The sequence below is a fragment of the Prosthecobacter debontii genome (assembly GCF_900167535.1).
Taxonomy (GTDB): domain Bacteria; phylum Verrucomicrobiota; class Verrucomicrobiia; order Verrucomicrobiales; family Verrucomicrobiaceae; genus Prosthecobacter; species Prosthecobacter debontii.
Map to the genome: position 1 here is coordinate 69207 of NZ_FUYE01000018.1, position 17371 is coordinate 86577.

General features: G+C 57.4%; 14 protein-coding genes. 9 read left to right on the top strand and 5 right to left on the bottom strand.

Annotated features, from left to right (window positions below; all coding sequences use genetic code 11):
• Positions 1-8: 8 nt before the first annotated feature.
• Complete coding sequence (locus tag B5D61_RS20960) at positions 9-1016, bottom strand: ChuX/HutX family heme-like substrate-binding protein (protein ID WP_078815399.1); 1008 nt, start codon at positions 1014-1016, stop codon at positions 9-11.
• A gap of 41 nt (positions 1017-1057) precedes the next feature.
• Positions 1058-1522 (bottom strand): flavodoxin domain-containing protein, encoded by a 465-nt coding sequence (locus tag B5D61_RS20965; RefSeq protein ID WP_176159579.1) that lies wholly within the window; start codon positions 1520-1522, stop codon positions 1058-1060.
• A 138-nt stretch (positions 1523-1660) separates the two neighbouring features.
• On the opposite strand from B5D61_RS20965, the gene B5D61_RS20970 reads away from it, so the two are divergent.
• The 3 genes from B5D61_RS20970 (at position 1661) to B5D61_RS20980 (ending at position 5932) form a co-directional block, all read left to right on the top strand.
• Positions 1661-2893, top strand: coding sequence for a PQQ-binding-like beta-propeller repeat protein (locus tag B5D61_RS20970; protein ID WP_078815401.1), 1233 nt, complete (start codon positions 1661-1663; stop codon positions 2891-2893).
• Positions 2894-3122: 229 nt separating this feature from the next.
• Positions 3123-3524 (top strand): BlaI/MecI/CopY family transcriptional regulator, encoded by a 402-nt coding sequence (locus tag B5D61_RS20975; protein WP_176159580.1) that lies wholly within the window; start codon positions 3123-3125, stop codon positions 3522-3524.
• Entirely contained in the window at positions 3524-5932 is a 2409-nt protein-coding gene (locus B5D61_RS20980) for a M56 family metallopeptidase (RefSeq protein WP_078815403.1), read from the top strand. Before B5D61_RS20975 ends, B5D61_RS20980 begins: the two co-directional genes overlap by 1 nt.
• Positions 5933-5999: 67 nt before the next feature.
• Here the strand turns inward: B5D61_RS20980 and kefF are convergent, their stop codons facing one another.
• On the bottom strand, positions 6000-6536 hold the full coding sequence (gene kefF / locus B5D61_RS20985; RefSeq protein ID WP_078815404.1) for a glutathione-regulated potassium-efflux system oxidoreductase KefF: 537 nt from the start codon (positions 6534-6536) through the stop codon (positions 6000-6002).
• 164 nt (positions 6537-6700) lie between these two features.
• On the opposite strand from kefF, the gene B5D61_RS20990 reads away from it, so the two are divergent.
• Positions 6701-7087 (top strand): hypothetical protein, encoded by a 387-nt coding sequence (locus B5D61_RS20990; RefSeq protein ID WP_078815405.1) that lies wholly within the window; start codon positions 6701-6703, stop codon positions 7085-7087.
• 25 nt (positions 7088-7112) lie between these two features.
• Positions 7113-9716: a DUF4132 domain-containing protein gene (locus tag B5D61_RS20995; protein ID WP_217699034.1), complete on the top strand. Its 2604-nt coding sequence runs from the start codon at positions 7113-7115 to the stop codon at positions 9714-9716.
• Between the two features lie 159 nt (positions 9717-9875).
• Here B5D61_RS20995 and tkt read toward each other — a convergent pair whose 3' ends face one another.
• Positions 9876-11852, bottom strand: coding sequence for a transketolase (gene tkt, locus B5D61_RS21000; RefSeq protein ID WP_078815407.1), 1977 nt, complete (start codon positions 11850-11852; stop codon positions 9876-9878).
• Positions 11853-12025: 173 nt separating this feature from the next.
• Between tkt and B5D61_RS21005 the strand changes: the two genes are divergently transcribed.
• Positions 12026-13930 (top strand): DUF1592 domain-containing protein, encoded by a 1905-nt coding sequence (locus B5D61_RS21005; protein WP_078815408.1) that lies wholly within the window; start codon positions 12026-12028, stop codon positions 13928-13930.
• Here the strand turns inward: B5D61_RS21005 and B5D61_RS21010 are convergent.
• Positions 13911-14633, bottom strand: coding sequence for a M23 family metallopeptidase (locus tag B5D61_RS21010; RefSeq protein WP_078815409.1), 723 nt, complete (start codon positions 14631-14633; stop codon positions 13911-13913). The two genes, B5D61_RS21005 and B5D61_RS21010, sit on opposite strands and share 20 nt — an antisense overlap.
• A gap of 97 nt (positions 14634-14730) precedes the next feature.
• Between B5D61_RS21010 and B5D61_RS21015 the strand changes: the two genes are divergently transcribed.
• From B5D61_RS21015 to B5D61_RS21025, 3 genes are all read left to right on the top strand, one after another.
• Entirely contained in the window at positions 14731-15213 is a 483-nt protein-coding gene (locus B5D61_RS21015) for a Fur family transcriptional regulator (RefSeq protein WP_078815410.1), read from the top strand.
• Positions 15214-15343: 130 nt separating this feature from the next.
• Positions 15344-16717: an argininosuccinate lyase gene (gene argH, locus B5D61_RS21020; protein WP_078815411.1), complete on the top strand. Its 1374-nt coding sequence runs from the start codon at positions 15344-15346 to the stop codon at positions 16715-16717.
• On the top strand, positions 16717-17334 hold the full coding sequence (locus tag B5D61_RS21025; protein WP_078815412.1) for an NUDIX hydrolase: 618 nt from the start codon (positions 16717-16719) through the stop codon (positions 17332-17334). The genes argH and B5D61_RS21025 overlap by 1 nt, the downstream gene beginning before the upstream one ends.
• Positions 17335-17371 lie beyond the last annotated feature (37 nt).

Genomic DNA, 17371 nt, shown 5'->3' on the forward strand with positions numbered 1-17371 from the left:
TCAGAAACCTAGTCAAGGCCGCCCTTTAACAGATCCTTCCACTGTTCTCGTTGCCAAGGCCCGGCTTCGGAGCGGAGACCGATGCCTCCGCAGAAGTCTCGGTGAGCGTTGTAGAACTCGATGCAGAGGGCCTCCTCAGATCCGACCTGGAATCGCGTGGCCCATGCTTGACCACGGTGGACGCAGCCGCGGAGGGTGAGCTGGGAGGCCTCTCCAAAGAAAGTGGTGCCGCAGCGGCAGTCCCCCCAGTGCGTGGGGTAAAAGCCTGTGGGAAGAAAGACCGCTTCGTTACGCACCGCACCGCCCAGCGGCACCTGAGCGAGCGTCATATTTTGTAGCGCCTGCCGCACCACCCTGCGCGGCAGACGCCAGGCCAGATCCTGCCCCGCCATCTCCAGCGCAGAAAGGCGGGAGACGCCCTCCAGTCCGGGAAACGCAGAGTCGGGCAGGCTTCGCGAGAGGCCGTTCCAGAGATTCCGCACATTCCCCTGGGCAGGGGATGGCATCTCTGTTCGTGCTTCGGATTTCTGGCCAAAGTCGAGGGTCCGACGCCCGCTGGCATGGCGGGAGACGAGGTCTTCATAGGCCTCATGGTCGGACCAATTGGTGACGAGGATCTTCAGGCATCCCTCGCCATGCCGGTCAAAAAATTGAAAGCTGGCGACCTGTTGATCACCGACATTTTCCACCACCGCCATGGCTCCACCGAAGGCGGCAGGGCGGATCTCAGATCCTGTTTCCAAGCAGATCCATTCATCCGTGCCCGGATAGGATTGGAAGACCGGTTTTTCCCAGGCGGAAGCCATGCTGATCGGCCCCCGTGACGCAGTGACCATCACGAGGCCCAGGTTGCGCAGGTTCTTGAAAAACTTGTCCCAACGGCCGTCCAGGTGAATCGCCATCGCCGCGCCATCATCCGCATCAAAGCAGCTCTCGGGCTTCACCCGTCGCAGGTCAAACGTGTGCGCGGGGAAGCTGTAAGCGATACGGGGGCTATGACGTGAGGCGGAGTCCATAGACAGACGGTGTTGGGGAAAGGACGAGAACGAATCTAATGTTAGGCGGCGAGGAGTCTCTTTTGAGCGAGAGTGGCGAAGACTCCTTCGATCCAGGCATCACAGGGCTCGTCATAGTCGATGTCGCAGTCCACACGGATGTGGAAGCGAGTGGCCCCGAGGGTTTCCAACGCTTCATCATAATCTTTGCCACACTGACAGAAGCGGTCATAGCAGGAGTCACCAAGCGCGAGCACGGAGTAGCGCAGATGCTCCAGGCGCTGGGTGGGGCGATTCACCACCTGCGCATAAAAATTCTCCGTGCCATCGGGAGGATCGCCATCGCCGTAAGTGCTGGTGATGATCAGGGCGGTATCGAATTGCTTCAAGACATCCGCAGCACAGTCCGCCATGTTCTCCAGCACAGGATCGTAACCCCGTTGGCGGGCGACGCTGGCGGCTTTTTCCGCGCAGGATTCCGAGTTTCCCGAGAAGGTGCCGAAGAGGATGAGAAGAGGCTTAGACATGGCTTGCTGAGACGTGACCATGATTCCGCCTTTCCCATCCTGCTGCTGCCGCTGGATTGTCATGAGTTGTAGAGGAAATGACTCGCCTCTTTTGCAATGAATCGGCCCTGAGAGTCGTAAAAATCAGGTCGTCTGCGCATGAGATTTGCACCTCTTTGGATCTTGTTTAGCACCGTATTACCCACTCTAGCTACGGATTGGCCGCGCTGGCGTGGGACTCATGGCGACGGAGGTTGGAATCCGGCTTCGATTCCAGTGAATTATTCAGACCAGACGCCTGAACTCCTTTGGGAAAAGGACATCGGTGGAGGTTATGGTGGTGTGACCGTTAGTGCCGGGCGTGTGTATGTCTTGGATCGTCCGAAAGACGGAGGTGATGTCGAACGCATCCTTTGTTATGCGCAGAGTTCGGGGGAACTGTTATGGTCTCACTCCTGGCCTGCGGTTTATGGTCGCATGGACTATGGCAATGGCCCTCGCTCTTCCGTGACGCTTCACTCAGGTCGGGCTTATGTGCTCGGGGCAGCTGGTATGGCGCTGTGCCTGAATGCTCACACAGGGCAGATCCTCTGGCAGGTGGATACGGTGGCGGAGCATGGAGCGAGCGTTCCTACCTGGGGATTCGCGGCTTCTCCGGTGCTCGACGCTGGACGTGTGCTCCTGCATGTGGGGGCCCAACCAGAGGGCAGTGTCTTGGCTCTGGATGCCCAGAATGGAAAGCTGCTCTGGCGTGGTGGGGCTGATCCTGCGGGTTACTGTACCCCTGAGATCATCATCCATGAGGGGCAGCGTCAGCTCATTGCCTGGGGGCCCGAAAACATTCAGAGCCTGAATCCTGAGACGGGGGCCACGCTGTGGACCTATCCCTATAAGATCACGTATGGCGTGAGCATCGCCCAGCCCTTGTATCGGGATGGAGTCCTGCTCATCTCGGGGTATTGGCATGGCACGAAAGCCCTGCGGCCGGGAGTGAACCCGGAGCTGGTCTGGGAGAATGAAAAAGAGATGTGTGGCTTGATGTCCTCCCCACTTTTCAAAGACGGGGTGGTGTATCTGTTGGATAAGAACAAAGGGCTTCAAGGCATTGAACTGAAGACGGGCCGCATTCTCTGGAGTGATGCCAACACCCTGACTCCGAAAGATCGAAATCCCCAGATGAGTCTCGTCTGGATGCAGGAAAGTCAGGGTCTGGCAGCGCTACTCAATGCCCAGGGTGAATTGGTCTATGTAAAGCTGGGGCCAGAGGGGTTTGAGGAACTGGCGCGGCATCAAATCATCGGCAAGACCTGGGCTCATCCCGCCTTCGTGGGGAATGCTATCTACGCACGCTCAGACACCAAGCTCGCCGCCTGGAGGCTTTGGCCGGATTGATCTCAAGTGAAGCAGGTGCTTATGCCTGCCCTTCCTTGAAGGTCCATTGCACGCAATAGTCTCCGCATCACCTTTTTCGGCCAGCCAGATTTTCCCTTCAGCCTAGGCAAAGCCGAAGGGCAGAATTTTGGTCAGGAGCCAAGCGGAGAATGCTCCGGCAGGGTGAAGTCCTACACATGTCGTAGATTAATCTCGACAAATACGACAAGTGTCGTCAATGTCGCGAAATATGGCCAAAAAATCTCTTCCTCCACTTTCCGCAGCCGAGCAAGCGCTGATGGACATTCTCTGGAAACGCTCGCCTGTTGGCGTGCTCGACTTGCTGGAAGCAGTCAATGAGGGGCGTGCCGAACCTGTCACCCGCAACACGCTCCAAACTCAGCTCACCCGACTGGAAGCGAAGGGCTGGATTTCCCGTGATGACTCTAGCCGCAGCCATGTCTATGCCCCCGCCGTCCCCGAGCAGCGAGGCCGCAGCAGCGTGTTGAGGGAACTTAAACAGCGCTTCTTCGGCGGCAGTAATCTGGCGCTGGTCCGCTGCCTCGTCGAGAGTGAAGAGATCACCGAGGAAGAACTGGTGGAACTGCGCAAACTGGTCCGCAGTGGGACGGTCAGGAAAGGAGGCGAGTGATGAGCCCAGAAAACGTCTTTTTCCTCAACTTTGGCCTGCACAGCCTGGCCTTTGGATTCCTTGGCTGGCTCATCTTGCGTTGCCTGATTCGCGATGCCTTGAGGCGCAGTGTCACCGCGATGATGGCCATCCTCTTTTCGGTGGGCGGGCCATGGCTGGTTTCGTCGCTGACCCCCTGGGATGAAGGCAGTGGTACGCTTGCCTTAGCGACGCTTCATCAGACGCTGGACACGGACTGGCGCATCGTCATTCGGCCTGAGATAACACCAGCAGTCTCCCCTGACATGGCCATGCATCATGTATCAAAGTTTGTTTGGCGGGCTGACCGTTGGATGCCGGAGCTGAAATGGACTCTGTGGAGCGGCGTCGCCGCCCTGCTTTTGAGGCACCTGTGGCAGACAAGCAGGATCGTGGTATGGACCCGGGGTTTGAGAAAACCAGTCCAGGAAGAGCTCGAATCCATCCCCAAGGCGCTGCGCGGAAAGCCGCTGGCCGTTTTTCATCATGCAGGCACTCCCTGTGTGGTGGGCTGGTTCCGGCCATTGATTGCAGTGCCAGCCTCATCCTTCGGCACCTTGACGGCAAGGCAGTGGCACTGGCTGGTCCGCCATGAGGAGGAGCATCTGCGAGGGAGGGACACGCTGGTCTCCTGGCTCCACGAATGTGCGCGTGCTGTCCTGTGGTGGAACCCCTTCGTTCATGCGCTTATCGAGAGTCATGCGCGGTCCCGGGAAGAAATCTGTGATGCGGCTGCGGTGGGTGAGGCCGGAGAAAACAAAGATTATGCCGAATTTCTGCTCAGTTGGGTCCGGACCTCCCACCCAATGGCTGGCGTCATGCCGATGGCTCAATCACGGCCTGCACAGCGGCTGCGGGGACGGCTAAAGGCGCTTGTCGAAGCCCGCCCGGTGCGTCATCGGCTGGGTGTGAATTTCGTGCTCGCATGCACAGCAGGGGCCGTTGTTGGACCTCTGCTCATCGCCTCCGTTGGGCTGGTTGTTCCTTCAGCGTCAGTAGCCGCTCAGCCTATCAAATCAGCCAGCACTCCTGGTGAAAACAGTTCCTTGTTTACCCGCACTTATACGGTCTCCCCGAATATCCTTTCTGCTCCATCCAATCCTGCGAACAGGGTGACTCCCAGCGAGTTTCTGGAAAGCAAAGGCGTCTCTTTTCCGGAAAATGCGATGGCCATTTTTCAGACCGACACTTCTCGCCTTGTGGTGACCAACACGCTCGCAAATCTGGAAAAGACCCGCCAGGTTCTCACCGACGCTTCGGTGATCCAGCCTCAGGTCTATTTCGTTACTCGGTTCATCCAGGCAGACCGGTTTTTCGGGATTCACGGCGCAGTTTTGGATAGCCAGTCAGCCGCCGCTCTGATCGCAAATGTCAGTCAAAAGGCTGGCGTTGACTTGCTCGGTGTGCCCCGCATCACAACGAAAATGGGGCAGCAGGCCGTTGTCGAAGTTGGCCACGTTAATCCTGCCAATCCAGAGCAACGGGTGGGAATTCGCCAAGAACTGATGTCGTCCAAAGCCGATGATGGAAAGGTATTCATCGAGACAAAATACTCCTTGGGGCTGGAGTCTGGGGAAGCGTTGATTCCCTCCAAATTTAGCCCTCCCAAGGACTGGTCCCGGGTCAATATGTACACCAGTCATGGCAAGGTTGAATTGGCCTCCGGGGAGACCTTGGTGCAGCACCTACAGGTCGGAGGGAAACAAATGACCCTCTTGATCTCGGCCATTGCCCTTCTGCCGGACGGCACTGAGGCCAGTCATTTTGATAGAGTCGCAAACGTCCTCTGGCCAGTTCAAGTGGGAAAAGACATCCCCTACCTGCCCGGAGCTGCTCCAACAGAGCCAAAGACGGCTCCGAAGGCACCTAACAAAAAAGTCTTTTTATCCGTCGTTGTGGCAGACGTGCCGGGGGTCTCTCAACTGGCCGCCAATTTGAGTCTGGAAGGAAAAGACAAGGCCGAACTGGATCGTCTTTTGGGCGTTCTAGATCCCCATCGCATTGGACAGTTTTGGGTCACTGGAGTCTTGACTGACGCTCAGTTTAGCCTCGTGATGCGTGCCTTGGCGCAACAGCAGGGTGTTGCCGTAGTGGCCTTGCCAGCGAGTGTGGAAAATGGCAAAGAGGCCGTTTTCCAATTGCCTCAAAATCTGGGAGGCCAGTCGTTTGCCGTCACTCCCGGTGTCTGGGCTGATGGCTACTCCATTGATCTGAATGTCGTGCCTCCGAGTCTCGATCTTTCCTCGGAAAAAGCGGTTTCCTCAGCCGTGACGATTTGGTCAGGCCAGACACTCGTCCTTGGCGGCTACCTGACAGAGGTGAAGGACCAAGGTCGCTTAATCTTTGTTACGGCCACTCTTATCGAAGAAACCGGTAAAGCGACCAAGTAATACAAGTGAGTGGCTTGGCGTTTGTGCAAATGAAGGGGCTACGGCATTGGATCGAATGCCTTTGGGCCTAACGATCATTGCGGAGTTCTTCGATCCGCTGCCGATAACGTTGAGCCCATTCCTGAATTTGCGCGGGCGTGAGTTGCCGGGCTCCATGAATGATGAAGGGCTCTAAATACTGCATGCCGCAGAGGTATGCGGTTTGATCCATGGGAGCGAGCAGTTCTCGCATGGTGAAGCGATTGGTGCCTTCTGGACGATAGGCATCTTCAGGGCCGCCGGTGGTGATGGCGCTCATCAGTTTCTTGCCCACCAGACGAGTGCCGCCTTCGCCATAAGCAAAGCCATGCTCCAGCACCACATCCATCCACTCCTTTAAAATCGCCGGAGCGGCATACCAATAAAAGGGATGCTGCCAGACCACCGTGTCATGCTGGAGGAGGCGCTCCTGCTCTTCCTGATGATCGATATGAAGGTTGGGGTAGTCCTCATAGAGGTCCACGAAGGTCACATCCTCCAGATCCTGCACCGCCTTCATCAGCGCAAGATTCACTCGCGAACGATGCAGGGCAGGGTGAGCAAAGAGGATGAGGACGCGGGCCATGGGATGAAATGCTAGGAAGACGTTTCAAGCTGTGAGAGAAAGTCCTGTTCCAGCAAGCGGATTTTAATTTCCCGAGAAAGGCTCCTCCATGGTCTCAGCTATTTTTAAGGAGCTCAGCCAAAGACCTCTTGCAAAAGTATCTGCATATAAGCGATTTTACTGGGATGATTGTCATCGATGAAAGTCTCAGCGGTCAACGCCTCCATTCTTTTACCCTGGAATGTCTGGAGGAACGCATGTCGGTTCGAGAGATCATTCGGGCAAGAATTTGGCAGGAGGTGCAGGATTACAATTCCCAAGGTCTGCTTTCCAAATTCGTCGGTTTGATACAGCCGGTGGATGATGAAAAGCGTTTGAATGGTGATGTTCGTCTCAAACCGAAACGGGTCGATTGGGAGCGGCAATATAACACGGCCCTTCGCGCCTTTGAAACCAATGGCTTTTTCATCCTCATCGGAGACCGCCAAGCTGCAGATTTGGATGAAGAGTTTTTGATCCAACCGGATACGGAAGTCAGTTTCGTGAAACTTGTGCCGTTGGTCGGAGGCTGAGTCGCTTATGAACTGGTTTCGAGGAATGATTCAAAAAGTCGTGGGGGGGGGAGCCTCCCCTGCATCGCCCCAGATCCCGCCTCCTGAAAACTCGGCTCCCAAATCTGCGAGTGAATACCATAAGGTGATCGTCGCTTACATGGATCAGGCGGAGCCGTTGCTCAAACATGAGTGGGAGCGTTTCAATCCCAAAACGTCTGCCATTGGTGAAGAAATTCTCAGTGGGACACCCGAAGCGCAAGCGGCGTTGGCCATGCCCTTGGTCGAGGAATTGCGTGCTCTCGACAGAACCATCAGCCTCTTGCAGAGTAAGCGACAGGATCGCCGGAGAAAGGTTGGACTGTATCTGTTGATTTCATTGTTAGGGCGTAGGCTGCCGATCCAAGAGGGAGTGGTTCTTTCTCTGTTAAATTGGATCGGTAAAGCGAGCTATGTTTCCCATTATGAATACCCAGTTACTGCGATGGTTCGCCTCGCCGAAGAGTGGGCATCCGCGGGCAAAATGACGGACGACTTGAAAGCGGGATTCGTTCGGTTTCGCAATCGCCTGGCTCGCCATGCAGGTGCGGATGATCGTCGTCTATGTCAGCGTCTTGCCGCGGCCGTGAGTGAGGCTCCCGAGTTACCCTTAGTATCCGGTGAGCCTTGGGCCGATGCGGTCATTCATTTCTTGAACGACTGTTCCGATGAAACGAAGTTTTTTTGGAATGAATTGTTAGGTCTGTGTGTCACAGCGACTTCGGCCAATGTGACTCAAAAATGGCTAAAAAAGGCGGAGGCTATTCTCGCAGACGCTCAGGGGCGGGAAGAGTTCAGCCGACGTATGTCAGCGTGGTTACCGCTGGTGGAGAAACCGCGCAGCGCAGCTTCCGGATATGCCGCGGTAGGCAGTTACGAGATTACGGATCTGCATCAGGATATTCTTCGTGGCCTGACTTGGATCTGTGGCTTGATCGCCACGAAAGAGATGGCCCGCTTGATGACAGGCTTGGCGCTCACTTGCTACAAGAAGATCCCCGGTGTGGGGTCTCGCTCGGTGCGGGTGGGCAATGCTTGCGTTAGCGCCTTGGGGATGATGGGCACGACGGATGCGTTAGGGCAACTGGCCTTGATTAAAGTCAGGGTGAAATTTGGAGGTGCTCAGGCGGCGATTGATAAGGCGCTCACTCAATTGGCTGAAAGGTTGGAAGTACCTCGTGAAGAAGTGGAGGAGATCAGCGTGCCCGCCTATGGCATGACGGGAGTGGGTGAGTTGACTCAGCGGGTGGGAGATTTTACGGCCGAACTCAAGGTGGTGACGTCTCGCCAAACCGAGATGCTGTGGAGACGGGATGATGGAAAAGGTCAAAAGACTCTTCCTGCGGCAGTGAAGAGTGCGTGTGATGAAGAAGTGAAGGAACTGATGGCGGCGAAAAAGGACATCGAAAAGATGCTTCCTGCACAGTCCGAGCGTCTAGATAAGCTTTATCTACAGCGGAAAAGTTGGTCGGTGGGTGATTGGCGGGAGCGTTATCTCGATCATCCGCTGGTCGGAGTCCTGGCTAGGCGTCTGATTTGGAATTTTACTTCTGGAGAGATCACCACACCGGGCATCTGGCTCAAAGATACCGTGGTCAACCGTCAAGGGCAGCCGTTAGACCTCAATGATGACGGTATCCTCGTGACCTTATGGCATCCGCTGAACCAGTCGGTGGACATTGTTTTGGGCTGGCGTGGATTCCTGGAGGAGTGGGAGATCGTGCAGCCGTTCAAACAAGCCCATCGGGAGGTGTATCTGCTGACTCCGGCGGAAGAGCAGACCCAGGTGTATTCCAATCGCTTTGCTGCCCACCTGCTTCGCCAGCATCAATTCAATGCCCTTTGTGCTGCGCGGGATTGGAAAAATAAAATCCGTCTTATGGTGGATGATTTTTATCCTCCGGCTACCCGCAGGCTATCGTCGTGGGGCTTGCGTGCGGAATACTGGATCGAAGGGGCAGGCTCCAACTACGGAACGGATACGTTGGAAAGCGGGGCTTATCGTTATGTCGCGACGGATCAGGTGCGGTTTTATCGCGAGGATGCTATCACTGTTAACGCTCATGCAAGTGGTGGTGGCTACAGTAGCACGAGTTTTGATGGAACTGCTCCTGAGCCCCTGCGACTGGCTGAAGTCGAGCCATTGGTCTTCTCGGAAATCATGAGGGACGTGGATCTCTTCGTCGGTGTCGCCAGTGTCGGTAATGATCCGGCGTGGTTGGATGGAGGGCGCGATGAGCAGCAGCGTGGCTACTGGCATGACTATGGTTTTGGCGAACTCAGCGCCTCCGCTCAAACAAGGCGTGTGCTTTTGGAGAAACTGGTTCCCCGTTTGAAGATCGCCTCTCAATGCTCGTTTGTGGACCGCTTCCTCGTGGTGCAGGGGAAACGGCATCGTTACAAAATCCACCTTGGCAGCGGAAACATTCTCATCGCACCTTGGGACAAGTATCTCTGCATCGTGCCCGGCCAAGGGCAGGTGGATAAAGCCGAGGGAAAACTGTATCTGCCTTTCGAAGGAGACAGGGTCCTGAGCATTATTTTGAGCAAAGCGTTTTTACTCGCTGCGGATGACAAGATCACCGACCCAACGATTTTAAGCCAGATGTGAGGACGGTTGATGCATCACTGCTTCAGCCTTTGGAGTTGTTGTTTGTGACTCCACTTTGTATGGATCAAGAAGCGCACAAAAAAGGGAGGCTGTTGTCAGCCTCCCTTGGAGTGAAGTGATGTTGAAGAAAGGCGGGCAAGGGTGCCCGCCTCACGGGGCTCAGGCCAGAGCCTGGGCCACGGCTTCGGCGGTGATGCCGAGTTCCTTGAAGACGATGTTGCCAGGGGCGCTGATGCCGAAGCGATCAATGCCGATGACCTGACCCTGGGTGCCGACGTATTTCCACCACAGACCGGTGACACCGGCTTCGATGGAGATGCGCTTGGTGCAGGCGGCAGGGAGGACGGACTCACGATATTCGGCGCTCTGACGGTCAAAGCGCTCGAAGCATGGCAGGCTGACGACGCGGACGCCGGGCTTACCTTTAGCACCTTCGACAGCCCATTGAACTTCAGAACCGGTAGCGAGGACGATGGCTTCCAGAGGAGCGGTTTCCTTCACGAGGACGTAGCCACCTTTCAGGGTGCCTTCGCGGCGCTCAGCAGCGCTGAGGAAACCGAGGTGAGGCAGATCCTGACGGCTGAGGGCGAGGAGGGTCGGGCCATCCTGACGGCTGAAAGCAGCGGAGAAAGCAGCGGCGGCTTCTTCGGCATCGGCAGGGCGGATGACGTCGAGATTCGGGATCACGCGCAGACCGCTGACGGTTTCCACTGGCTGGTGGGTCGGGCCGTCTTCACCGACACCGACGGAGTCGTGGGTGAAGATGTAGGTGACGGGAAGTTTAGCCAGGGCAGCCAAGCGGATGCTTGGGCGGCAGTAGTCGGCGAAGACCAGGAAGGTCGCACCGCTGCCGAGGAAGAGACCGTCGTAGGCGATGCCATTGCAGATGGCGCCCATGGCGTGCTCGCGGATGCCGAACCAGATGTTGCGGCCGGTGGGGTTGGTGGCGCTGAAGTCACCACCGTCCTTGATGTAGTTCTTGGTGGAGCCGAAGAGGTCGGCGCTGCCGGTGATGAGGTGAGGAACGGCCTTGGCCAGTTGGTTGAGGATTTCACCGCCGCTGTTACGGGTAGCGGCTTTACCTTCGGCGGGATATTCCGGGATAGCTTTGAGCAGGTCTTCAGCGGTGAGGGTGCTGTTGCGAGCGGCGTCCAGTTCAGCAGCCAAGCCGGGGTTCGCGGCGCTCCAGGCGGAGAACGTTTTATTCCACTCGGTGTAGCTGGCGATGCGCTGGGTCTTCAGCTCGGCGAAGTAGGTCTTCACCGCGTCGCTGACGTAGAAGTGGGTGCCTTCAGGGATGCCGAGGCCTTGTTTAGCGGCGTCCACGAACTTCGCGCCACCTTCACCGTGACCTTTGGCGGTGCCAGCCACCTCAGGGATACCCTTGGCGATGATGGTCTTGGCGATGATGATCTTCGGCTTGCCGTTGTTATCGGCCTTGGCTTTTTCGATGGCGGCCTTGATGGCGTCGAGGTCATGACCGTCGATGGTGACGGCGTCCCAGCCGAGGGCGATGAAGAGAGCTTGGGTGTCCTCGCTCTGAGTCACCTTGGCCATGGCGTCGAGAGTGACGTCGTTGGAGTCGAAGATGACGATCAGGTTGTCCAGCGCGTTGTGGGCGGCAAAGGCCACGGCTTCACGGGCCACACCTTCCTGAAGGCAGCCATCACCTGCAAGAGCGATGATGTGGTTATCAATGATCGTGTGCTCAGCCGTGTTGTATTTGGCCGCAGCCATCTTGCCGCTCAGGGCATATCCGACGGCGTTGCCGATGCCCTGGCCGAGAGGGCCGGTGGTGCACTCGACGCCTGGAGTTTCATGGAACTCAGGGTGGCCGGGGGTGATGGAGTGCAGGACGCGGAAGTTTTTCACCGCCTCCAGAGGCACTTCATAACCGCTGAGGTGAAGCCAGCTGTAGATGAACATGGAACCATGGCCGGCGGACAGGATGAAACGGTCGCGGTTCAGCCATTTTGGATCGTCTGGATTGCACTGAAGGGTTTCGCCGAAAAGGACGGCTCCGACGTCCGCTGCACCGAGCGGCAGGCCGAGGTGGCCAGAGGAGCACTTGTGGACAGCGTCCATGGCGAGACCACGGGCTTCATTGGCTGCTTGAGCGAGGATGGCTTTATTCATGAGAATGGGGTAAGAGGGTCAAGTTTGGCAAAGAAGCGCCAGAATGCGGCCAGGCGCGGGAGGGCCGCTATTTACTGGCGCAGGGGGCACTTTCAAGAAGGAAAACCGGGGAAGGGGGGGTGAAAGAAGGAAGAAGGGGCCTGACGACAGGTGCTGGAAACAAACCCCCAACCATGTCACGTATGGTGTCTCACATGACAGGGCGCAGCATTATCCAGGCAGTGATTGCAGTTTTTTTAATCCTCGGCACCGGAGGGGCCTGGGCGGATGAGGCTGCCGTTTTCTCGCGCCTGGAAAAGGAGGTTCTACCCCTGCTGGAGAAATACTGTGTGGAGTGTCACGATGCGGACGTCACGAAGGCAGATGTGAATCTCCACACCCTCTGGGATGCCAAGACGGCCCGGCTGGATGTGCGCCTGTGGGATAAGGTGAATGACCAGGTGGCCACCAAGCAGATGCCACCCGCCAAGAAGAAGGAGCAACCCACCGAAGCTGAGCGACAGGTACTGACGGCGTGGATCACCGAAGCTCAAAAAGCCGTTGCCAGCCAACCCGCCGTGGACCCGGGGTATCGCAAAGCACGGCGTCTCACCCGCCGGGAATACAGCCTCACTATGCGGGACCTGCTCTACGGCGCCGCTGATAAGCTGGGAGATCCCTTTCCTACGGATGGAGCGGGTGGGGAGGGCTTTGATAACAATGCGGACACGCTCTTCATCCCGCCGCTGCTGATCGAGAAATACATCGAGGCGACGGATAAGGGGCTCAAAGCGGTTTACAGCCAGTGGGAGACGAAAAAACAGATCATCTCCACCTGGCCGGGACCGCAGAAAGAGCATCGAGAGGCAGCTCGGGACACGCTGAGCCTGTTTGCGCGTCGGGCTTACCGCCGTCCGGTCACCGAGGCGGATTTAACCCCTCTGCTGGCCATTTATGATCAGAGCATGCAGAGGAAACCGGACTATGAGGGGGCACTGAAGCTGGCTTTCAAAGCGGTGCTGCTCTCGCCCAAGTTCCTCATTCTCCAGGAGGTCAATCGTGAGGGGACGAATCAACCCTGGCAGGTGAGTGGTCATGAGATGGCGCAGCGTCTCTCCTACTTTCTGTGGTCCACCATGCCGGATGATGAACTCAATCGCTTGGCTGACGAGAACAAGCTGACCGACCCGGCGGTGATCGAGGCTCAGGTGAAACGCATGCTGAAGGATTGGAAGGCGGATTCGTTCGTGCGCCACTTTGCCGCTCAGTGGTTAGGCCTGGATGCGTTGTTCAACACCGTAGACCCAGACCGTGGCAAATACAAAGAGTTCACCGGCAGTCTGCGGCAGGCGCTGTATGATGAAGGGGTTTATTTCTCGGGGGCGATCCTGCGGGAAAACGGTCGGGTCCTGGATTTCCTCGACAGCAATTACACCTATGTGAATGAGGAGTTGGCGCGTCTCTATGAGATCCCTGATGTGAAGGGGACCCAGATGCGCAAGGTGGCATTTACCAATGATCGCCGGGGGGGCGTGTTAGGCATGGGCGGGATGCTGGCCGCCACCGCCTATCCTCAGCGCACCAGCCCGGTGCTGCGTGGTAAATGGGTGCTGGAAACTTTGTTAGGCACCCCCGCGCCACCGCCGCCGCCGAATGTGGGCACCCTGCCGGAAGATGATCGCAAGGTGGAGCAGCTCACCTTTCGTCAGCAGTTGGAAAAACATCGCAGCAAAGAGGCCTGCATGGGCTGCCACAATCGTTTGGACCCGCCTGGGTTTGGTCTGGAAAACTTCGATCCGATTGGCAAATGGCGGGACAATGAGAACGGCAAACCTCTGGATGTGACCGGGAACTTTGTGGATGGGCGCCGCTTCAATGGACCGGCGGAGATGCGCCGTCTGTTGATGAGTGAGAAACACAAGTTCGTGCGGAACTTCAGCGCCCGGTTGCTGGGGTATGCGCTAGGTCGCGGCCTGGAACCTTATGACCAACCCACGCTCCTGAGATTGGAGCAAACCTTGGTGCAGGGAGACTATCACGCCCTCCCGGTTATCGTCGCCGTTGCCCAGAGTTATCCTTTCACTCATCGTCGGAATTAGACCGCTTAAGTTTGGGATCTTCCAGAGGCGGGGCAGGGTTGAGCTGGTCGGCAGGTGCTCCGCGTCTCTCGGCGATGAATCGTTCGGGGGAGACTCGGTTGAGGGGCGTATCGGCATAGCCTTGGGCCGGATTGATGTAGGGGCCGGCGCGGACCTCGAAATGGAGGTGCGCGAGGTATTGGCCGTTCGCGGTGCCTACGGTGCCGATCTTTTGTCCGCGCTGCACGAGAGCCTCGGCAGGCACTAGAAAGGTGTCCAAATGGGCATACACGGTCTGATAGATTCGCGTTTGATGAGGATCTTCGAGATCTGGCACGCGATGGGCCACAATGAGCATTTTACCCCACCCTGGCCCCGGTTCGCCCCGATAGACCACGCGCCCTGCGCCTGCGGCATAAACGGGGTCCCCCAGATCGGAGTTGCCGCCGCCGATGCCGTTGAGATCATCTCCCAGGTGACGGGAGATACGGAAGGGCTGGGCATTGTAAGTGAAGGCCCCGTGCTCAGACCCCATCGGCGGGTCAAAACGCACGGCGAGCGGCAGGCTGACGATTTCCAAGGGGCTGAGGCGCAGAAACGCCGGATCGAAGGGCCGAGGCGGGGCGTTCCTCCGAGCCCACCATTCACTGCCCCCGATGGGCCCCCAGACCAGCCAGCCGATGAAGGCGAGCAGGAGCAAGCTGATGAGGGTGGGTAGACGCATGGGCGGACGGGACTGACTCTATATTAACACAATCAAAATGGGCAAAAGCTGATCCAAACTTGCGTTCAGTCTCAATTAGGCTACTACGTTTCTCAATATGGACCCACGAGTGAAAGAAAGGCTGGAAGCCCATTTGGTCGCGACAGGCCTGCGCCGAACCAAGCAGCGCGAGACGATTGTCGAGGCAGCCTTTGCCACGGACGATCATTTCAACGCGGAAGAGCTGCTGGATAAGGCGCGCAAGCTGGATCGCACCGTATCTCGTGCCACCGTTTACCGCACCCTTCAGCTCCTGGTGGAGTGTGATCTGCTGCGGGAGGTGGATCTGGGTCGTGACCAGACCTATTACGATCCGAATTTCCTCGATAAACCTCAGCACAATCACCTGATCTGCCTGGATTGTGACCGTGTGGTGGAGTTCGAAGATGAGCACAGCGCGGTGTTGCACGACTGCATCACCCGCCGTCTTGGCTTCCAGCCGCAGATGAAGGCCATGCGCATCCAGGCCCACTGCGACGAGTATTCCAAGACCGGTCACTGCAAGTTCAAGACGGAGCGGGAAATGGCCTTGTCTCAATAGCCCTGAGACGGTTCGGCTTGCTTTCCGAGAGACTCGTTAGAGCGGTTGGGCAGAGGGCCTTTGTGCCTCAGAGGTGGCTCCAGGGTTGCACCGGCTCACTTTGCCGCTACTCTCCGCGCCCCGTTTATTTATGTGGAAAGGCCGTTTTGCTCAAGAAACCAGCCAGCTCGTGCAGAGCTATGGCGAGTCTGTGTCCTTTGACTGGAGGCTATATGCGCACGACATCCGCGGCTCCATCGCCCATTCCAAAGGCCTGCTGAAAGCCGGCATCCTCACTGCCGAGGAACAGTCGGCGATTGAATCCGGGCTGCTGGAAATCCGCGCAGAAATTGATGCCGGGAGGTTCGAGTTCAAACAAGCGCTGGAAGACGTGCACATGAACATCGAGTCCGAGTTGACTCGCCGCATCGGTCCCGCGGGGGCGAAGCTGCACACAGCGCGCAGTCGCAACGACCAGGTGGCCACGGATGTGCGCCTCTATACCCGGGATGCGGTGGTGGAGATCGTGGATCTGATTGCCGATCTCCAGCGCTCACTCATTGAGGCCTCGGAACGGGCTGGTCAGGCGGTGGTGCCGGGCTACACCCACCTTCAGCGCGGGCAGCCCGTGTTGTTTGCCCATCATTTGCTGGCGTATGTGGAAATGCTGGAGCGTGATGCCCAGCGCCTGTTGGATGCCAACGACCGTCTGAATGTCATGCCTCTGGGTTCAGGTGCCTTGGCGGGTTCCACCATCATTTTGGATCGTGAGTATGTGGCTGAGCTCTTGGAGTTCGACTCCGTCACGCAAAACAGCATGGATGCGGTCAGTGATCGTGACTTCGCGGCGGAGGTCATGTTTGCCATCGCTCTTTGCGGCATCCATCTCTCGCGTTTGAGTGAGGACATCATCCTCTGGTGCAGTGCCGAGTTTGGTTTTGTCACCCTGAGTGATGCCCACACCACGGGCTCCAGCCTGATGCCTCAGAAGAAGAATCCCGATGTGGCCGAGCTGACTCGTGGCAAGTCGGGCCGCCTCGTGGGCAACCTGATGGCCTTGCTGACCCTGCTTAAGGGTCTGCCGATGACTTACAACCGCGACATGCAGGAGGATAAAGAGCCTCTGTTTGACTCGCTCGATACCATCCAGGCCGCACTGGCGGTGTTTGCCGAGATGATCTCTGGGATGGAGGTGAATGAAACCCGCACCCGTGCAGCCACCAGCGACCCCATGCTACTGGCGACCGATCTGGCGGATTACCTCGTCAATCACGGCGTGCCTTTCCGTCAGGCCCATGAAGTCATCGGGAAACTGGTGGCGTATTCCATCGCCGAAAAGACCGCTTTTGCGGATATCCCGCTGGCTCAATACCAGGAGTTCTCCCCTGCTTTTGAGGCGGATTTGTTTGACTGCCTGAATCTGGAGACTGCTCTGGCGGCCCGCAAAGGCATCGGCGCTCCGTCTCCGAAGAATGTGTCCGCGCAGCTCGATTTCTGGAAACAAGCTCTCTCGGACGAAGGCTGATGAACGGAAGCACTCCAGATTTTCCTCTCTTCCGCGTCGAAGATCGCGATGGCTGGCGACGTGTCTCCACGCAGCGTGTATTCAGTAGCGATCATGTGAGCGTGGATCAGGTGCAGTGCCTCACGCCGCATCGTCAGGAGGTCGGGGTGTCGTGGATGGTCGTTCAGCGGAAGGCTGCCGTGGCTGTGGCGCCAGTGAATGAAAAGGGCGAGTTTCTCCTCATCGCTCAGGAGCGTGTGCCGGTGCAGCAGACGGTGTGGGAATTTCCTGCCGGTCAGATTGATGCGCCCATCGAGGAGATCACTGCGGAGTTGATCGTGGAGACCACCTTACGTGAGTTGCGCGAGGAGACAGGCTACGGTTTAGCACCGGGGGGCACCCTGGAGCCGCTGGGCTGGTTTCTTCCCTCGCAAGGTTTCACCGACGAACACGTTTATTTATTTCAAGCGAAGCCCGTGTGCGTCGTCAGCCGTCCGGAATTGGACGATGGCGAGCACATCAGCGACGCGCGCTGGGTCAGTTCAGAAGAGTTGCGGAGGATGATCGCTGCCAATGAGATCACCAACGCTCTGACACTGTCCCTGTTTGCGCGGATGGCGGCCAAGGGAGCGATTTGAGGCGTTTAACCCCAGAACTCTTCTTTTTACATCCGTT

Coding starts and splice junctions, on each gene's coding strand:
- B5D61_RS20960 (WP_078815399.1), bottom strand. CDS start 1,016: ATGGACTCCGCCTCACGTCATAGCCCCCGTATCGCTTACAGCTTCCCC.
- B5D61_RS20965 (WP_176159579.1), bottom strand. CDS start 1,522: ATGTCTAAGCCTCTTCTCATCCTCTTCGGCACCTTCTCGGGAAACTCG.
- B5D61_RS20970 (WP_078815401.1), top strand. CDS start 1,661: ATGAGATTTGCACCTCTTTGGATCTTGTTTAGCACCGTATTACCCACT.
- B5D61_RS20975 (WP_176159580.1), top strand. CDS start 3,123: ATGGCCAAAAAATCTCTTCCTCCACTTTCCGCAGCCGAGCAAGCGCTG.
- B5D61_RS20980 (WP_078815403.1), top strand. CDS start 3,524: ATGAGCCCAGAAAACGTCTTTTTCCTCAACTTTGGCCTGCACAGCCTG.
- kefF (WP_078815404.1), bottom strand. CDS start 6,536: ATGGCCCGCGTCCTCATCCTCTTTGCTCACCCTGCCCTGCATCGTTCG.
- B5D61_RS20990 (WP_078815405.1), top strand. CDS start 6,701: ATGATTGTCATCGATGAAAGTCTCAGCGGTCAACGCCTCCATTCTTTT.
- B5D61_RS20995 (WP_217699034.1), top strand. CDS start 7,113: ATGATTCAAAAAGTCGTGGGGGGGGGAGCCTCCCCTGCATCGCCCCAG.
- tkt (WP_078815407.1), bottom strand. CDS start 11,852: ATGAATAAAGCCATCCTCGCTCAAGCAGCCAATGAAGCCCGTGGTCTC.
- B5D61_RS21005 (WP_078815408.1), top strand. CDS start 12,026: ATGTCACGTATGGTGTCTCACATGACAGGGCGCAGCATTATCCAGGCA.
- B5D61_RS21010 (WP_078815409.1), bottom strand. CDS start 14,633: ATGCGTCTACCCACCCTCATCAGCTTGCTCCTGCTCGCCTTCATCGGC.
- B5D61_RS21015 (WP_078815410.1), top strand. CDS start 14,731: ATGGACCCACGAGTGAAAGAAAGGCTGGAAGCCCATTTGGTCGCGACA.
- argH (WP_078815411.1), top strand. CDS start 15,344: ATGTGGAAAGGCCGTTTTGCTCAAGAAACCAGCCAGCTCGTGCAGAGC.
- B5D61_RS21025 (WP_078815412.1), top strand. CDS start 16,717: ATGAACGGAAGCACTCCAGATTTTCCTCTCTTCCGCGTCGAAGATCGC.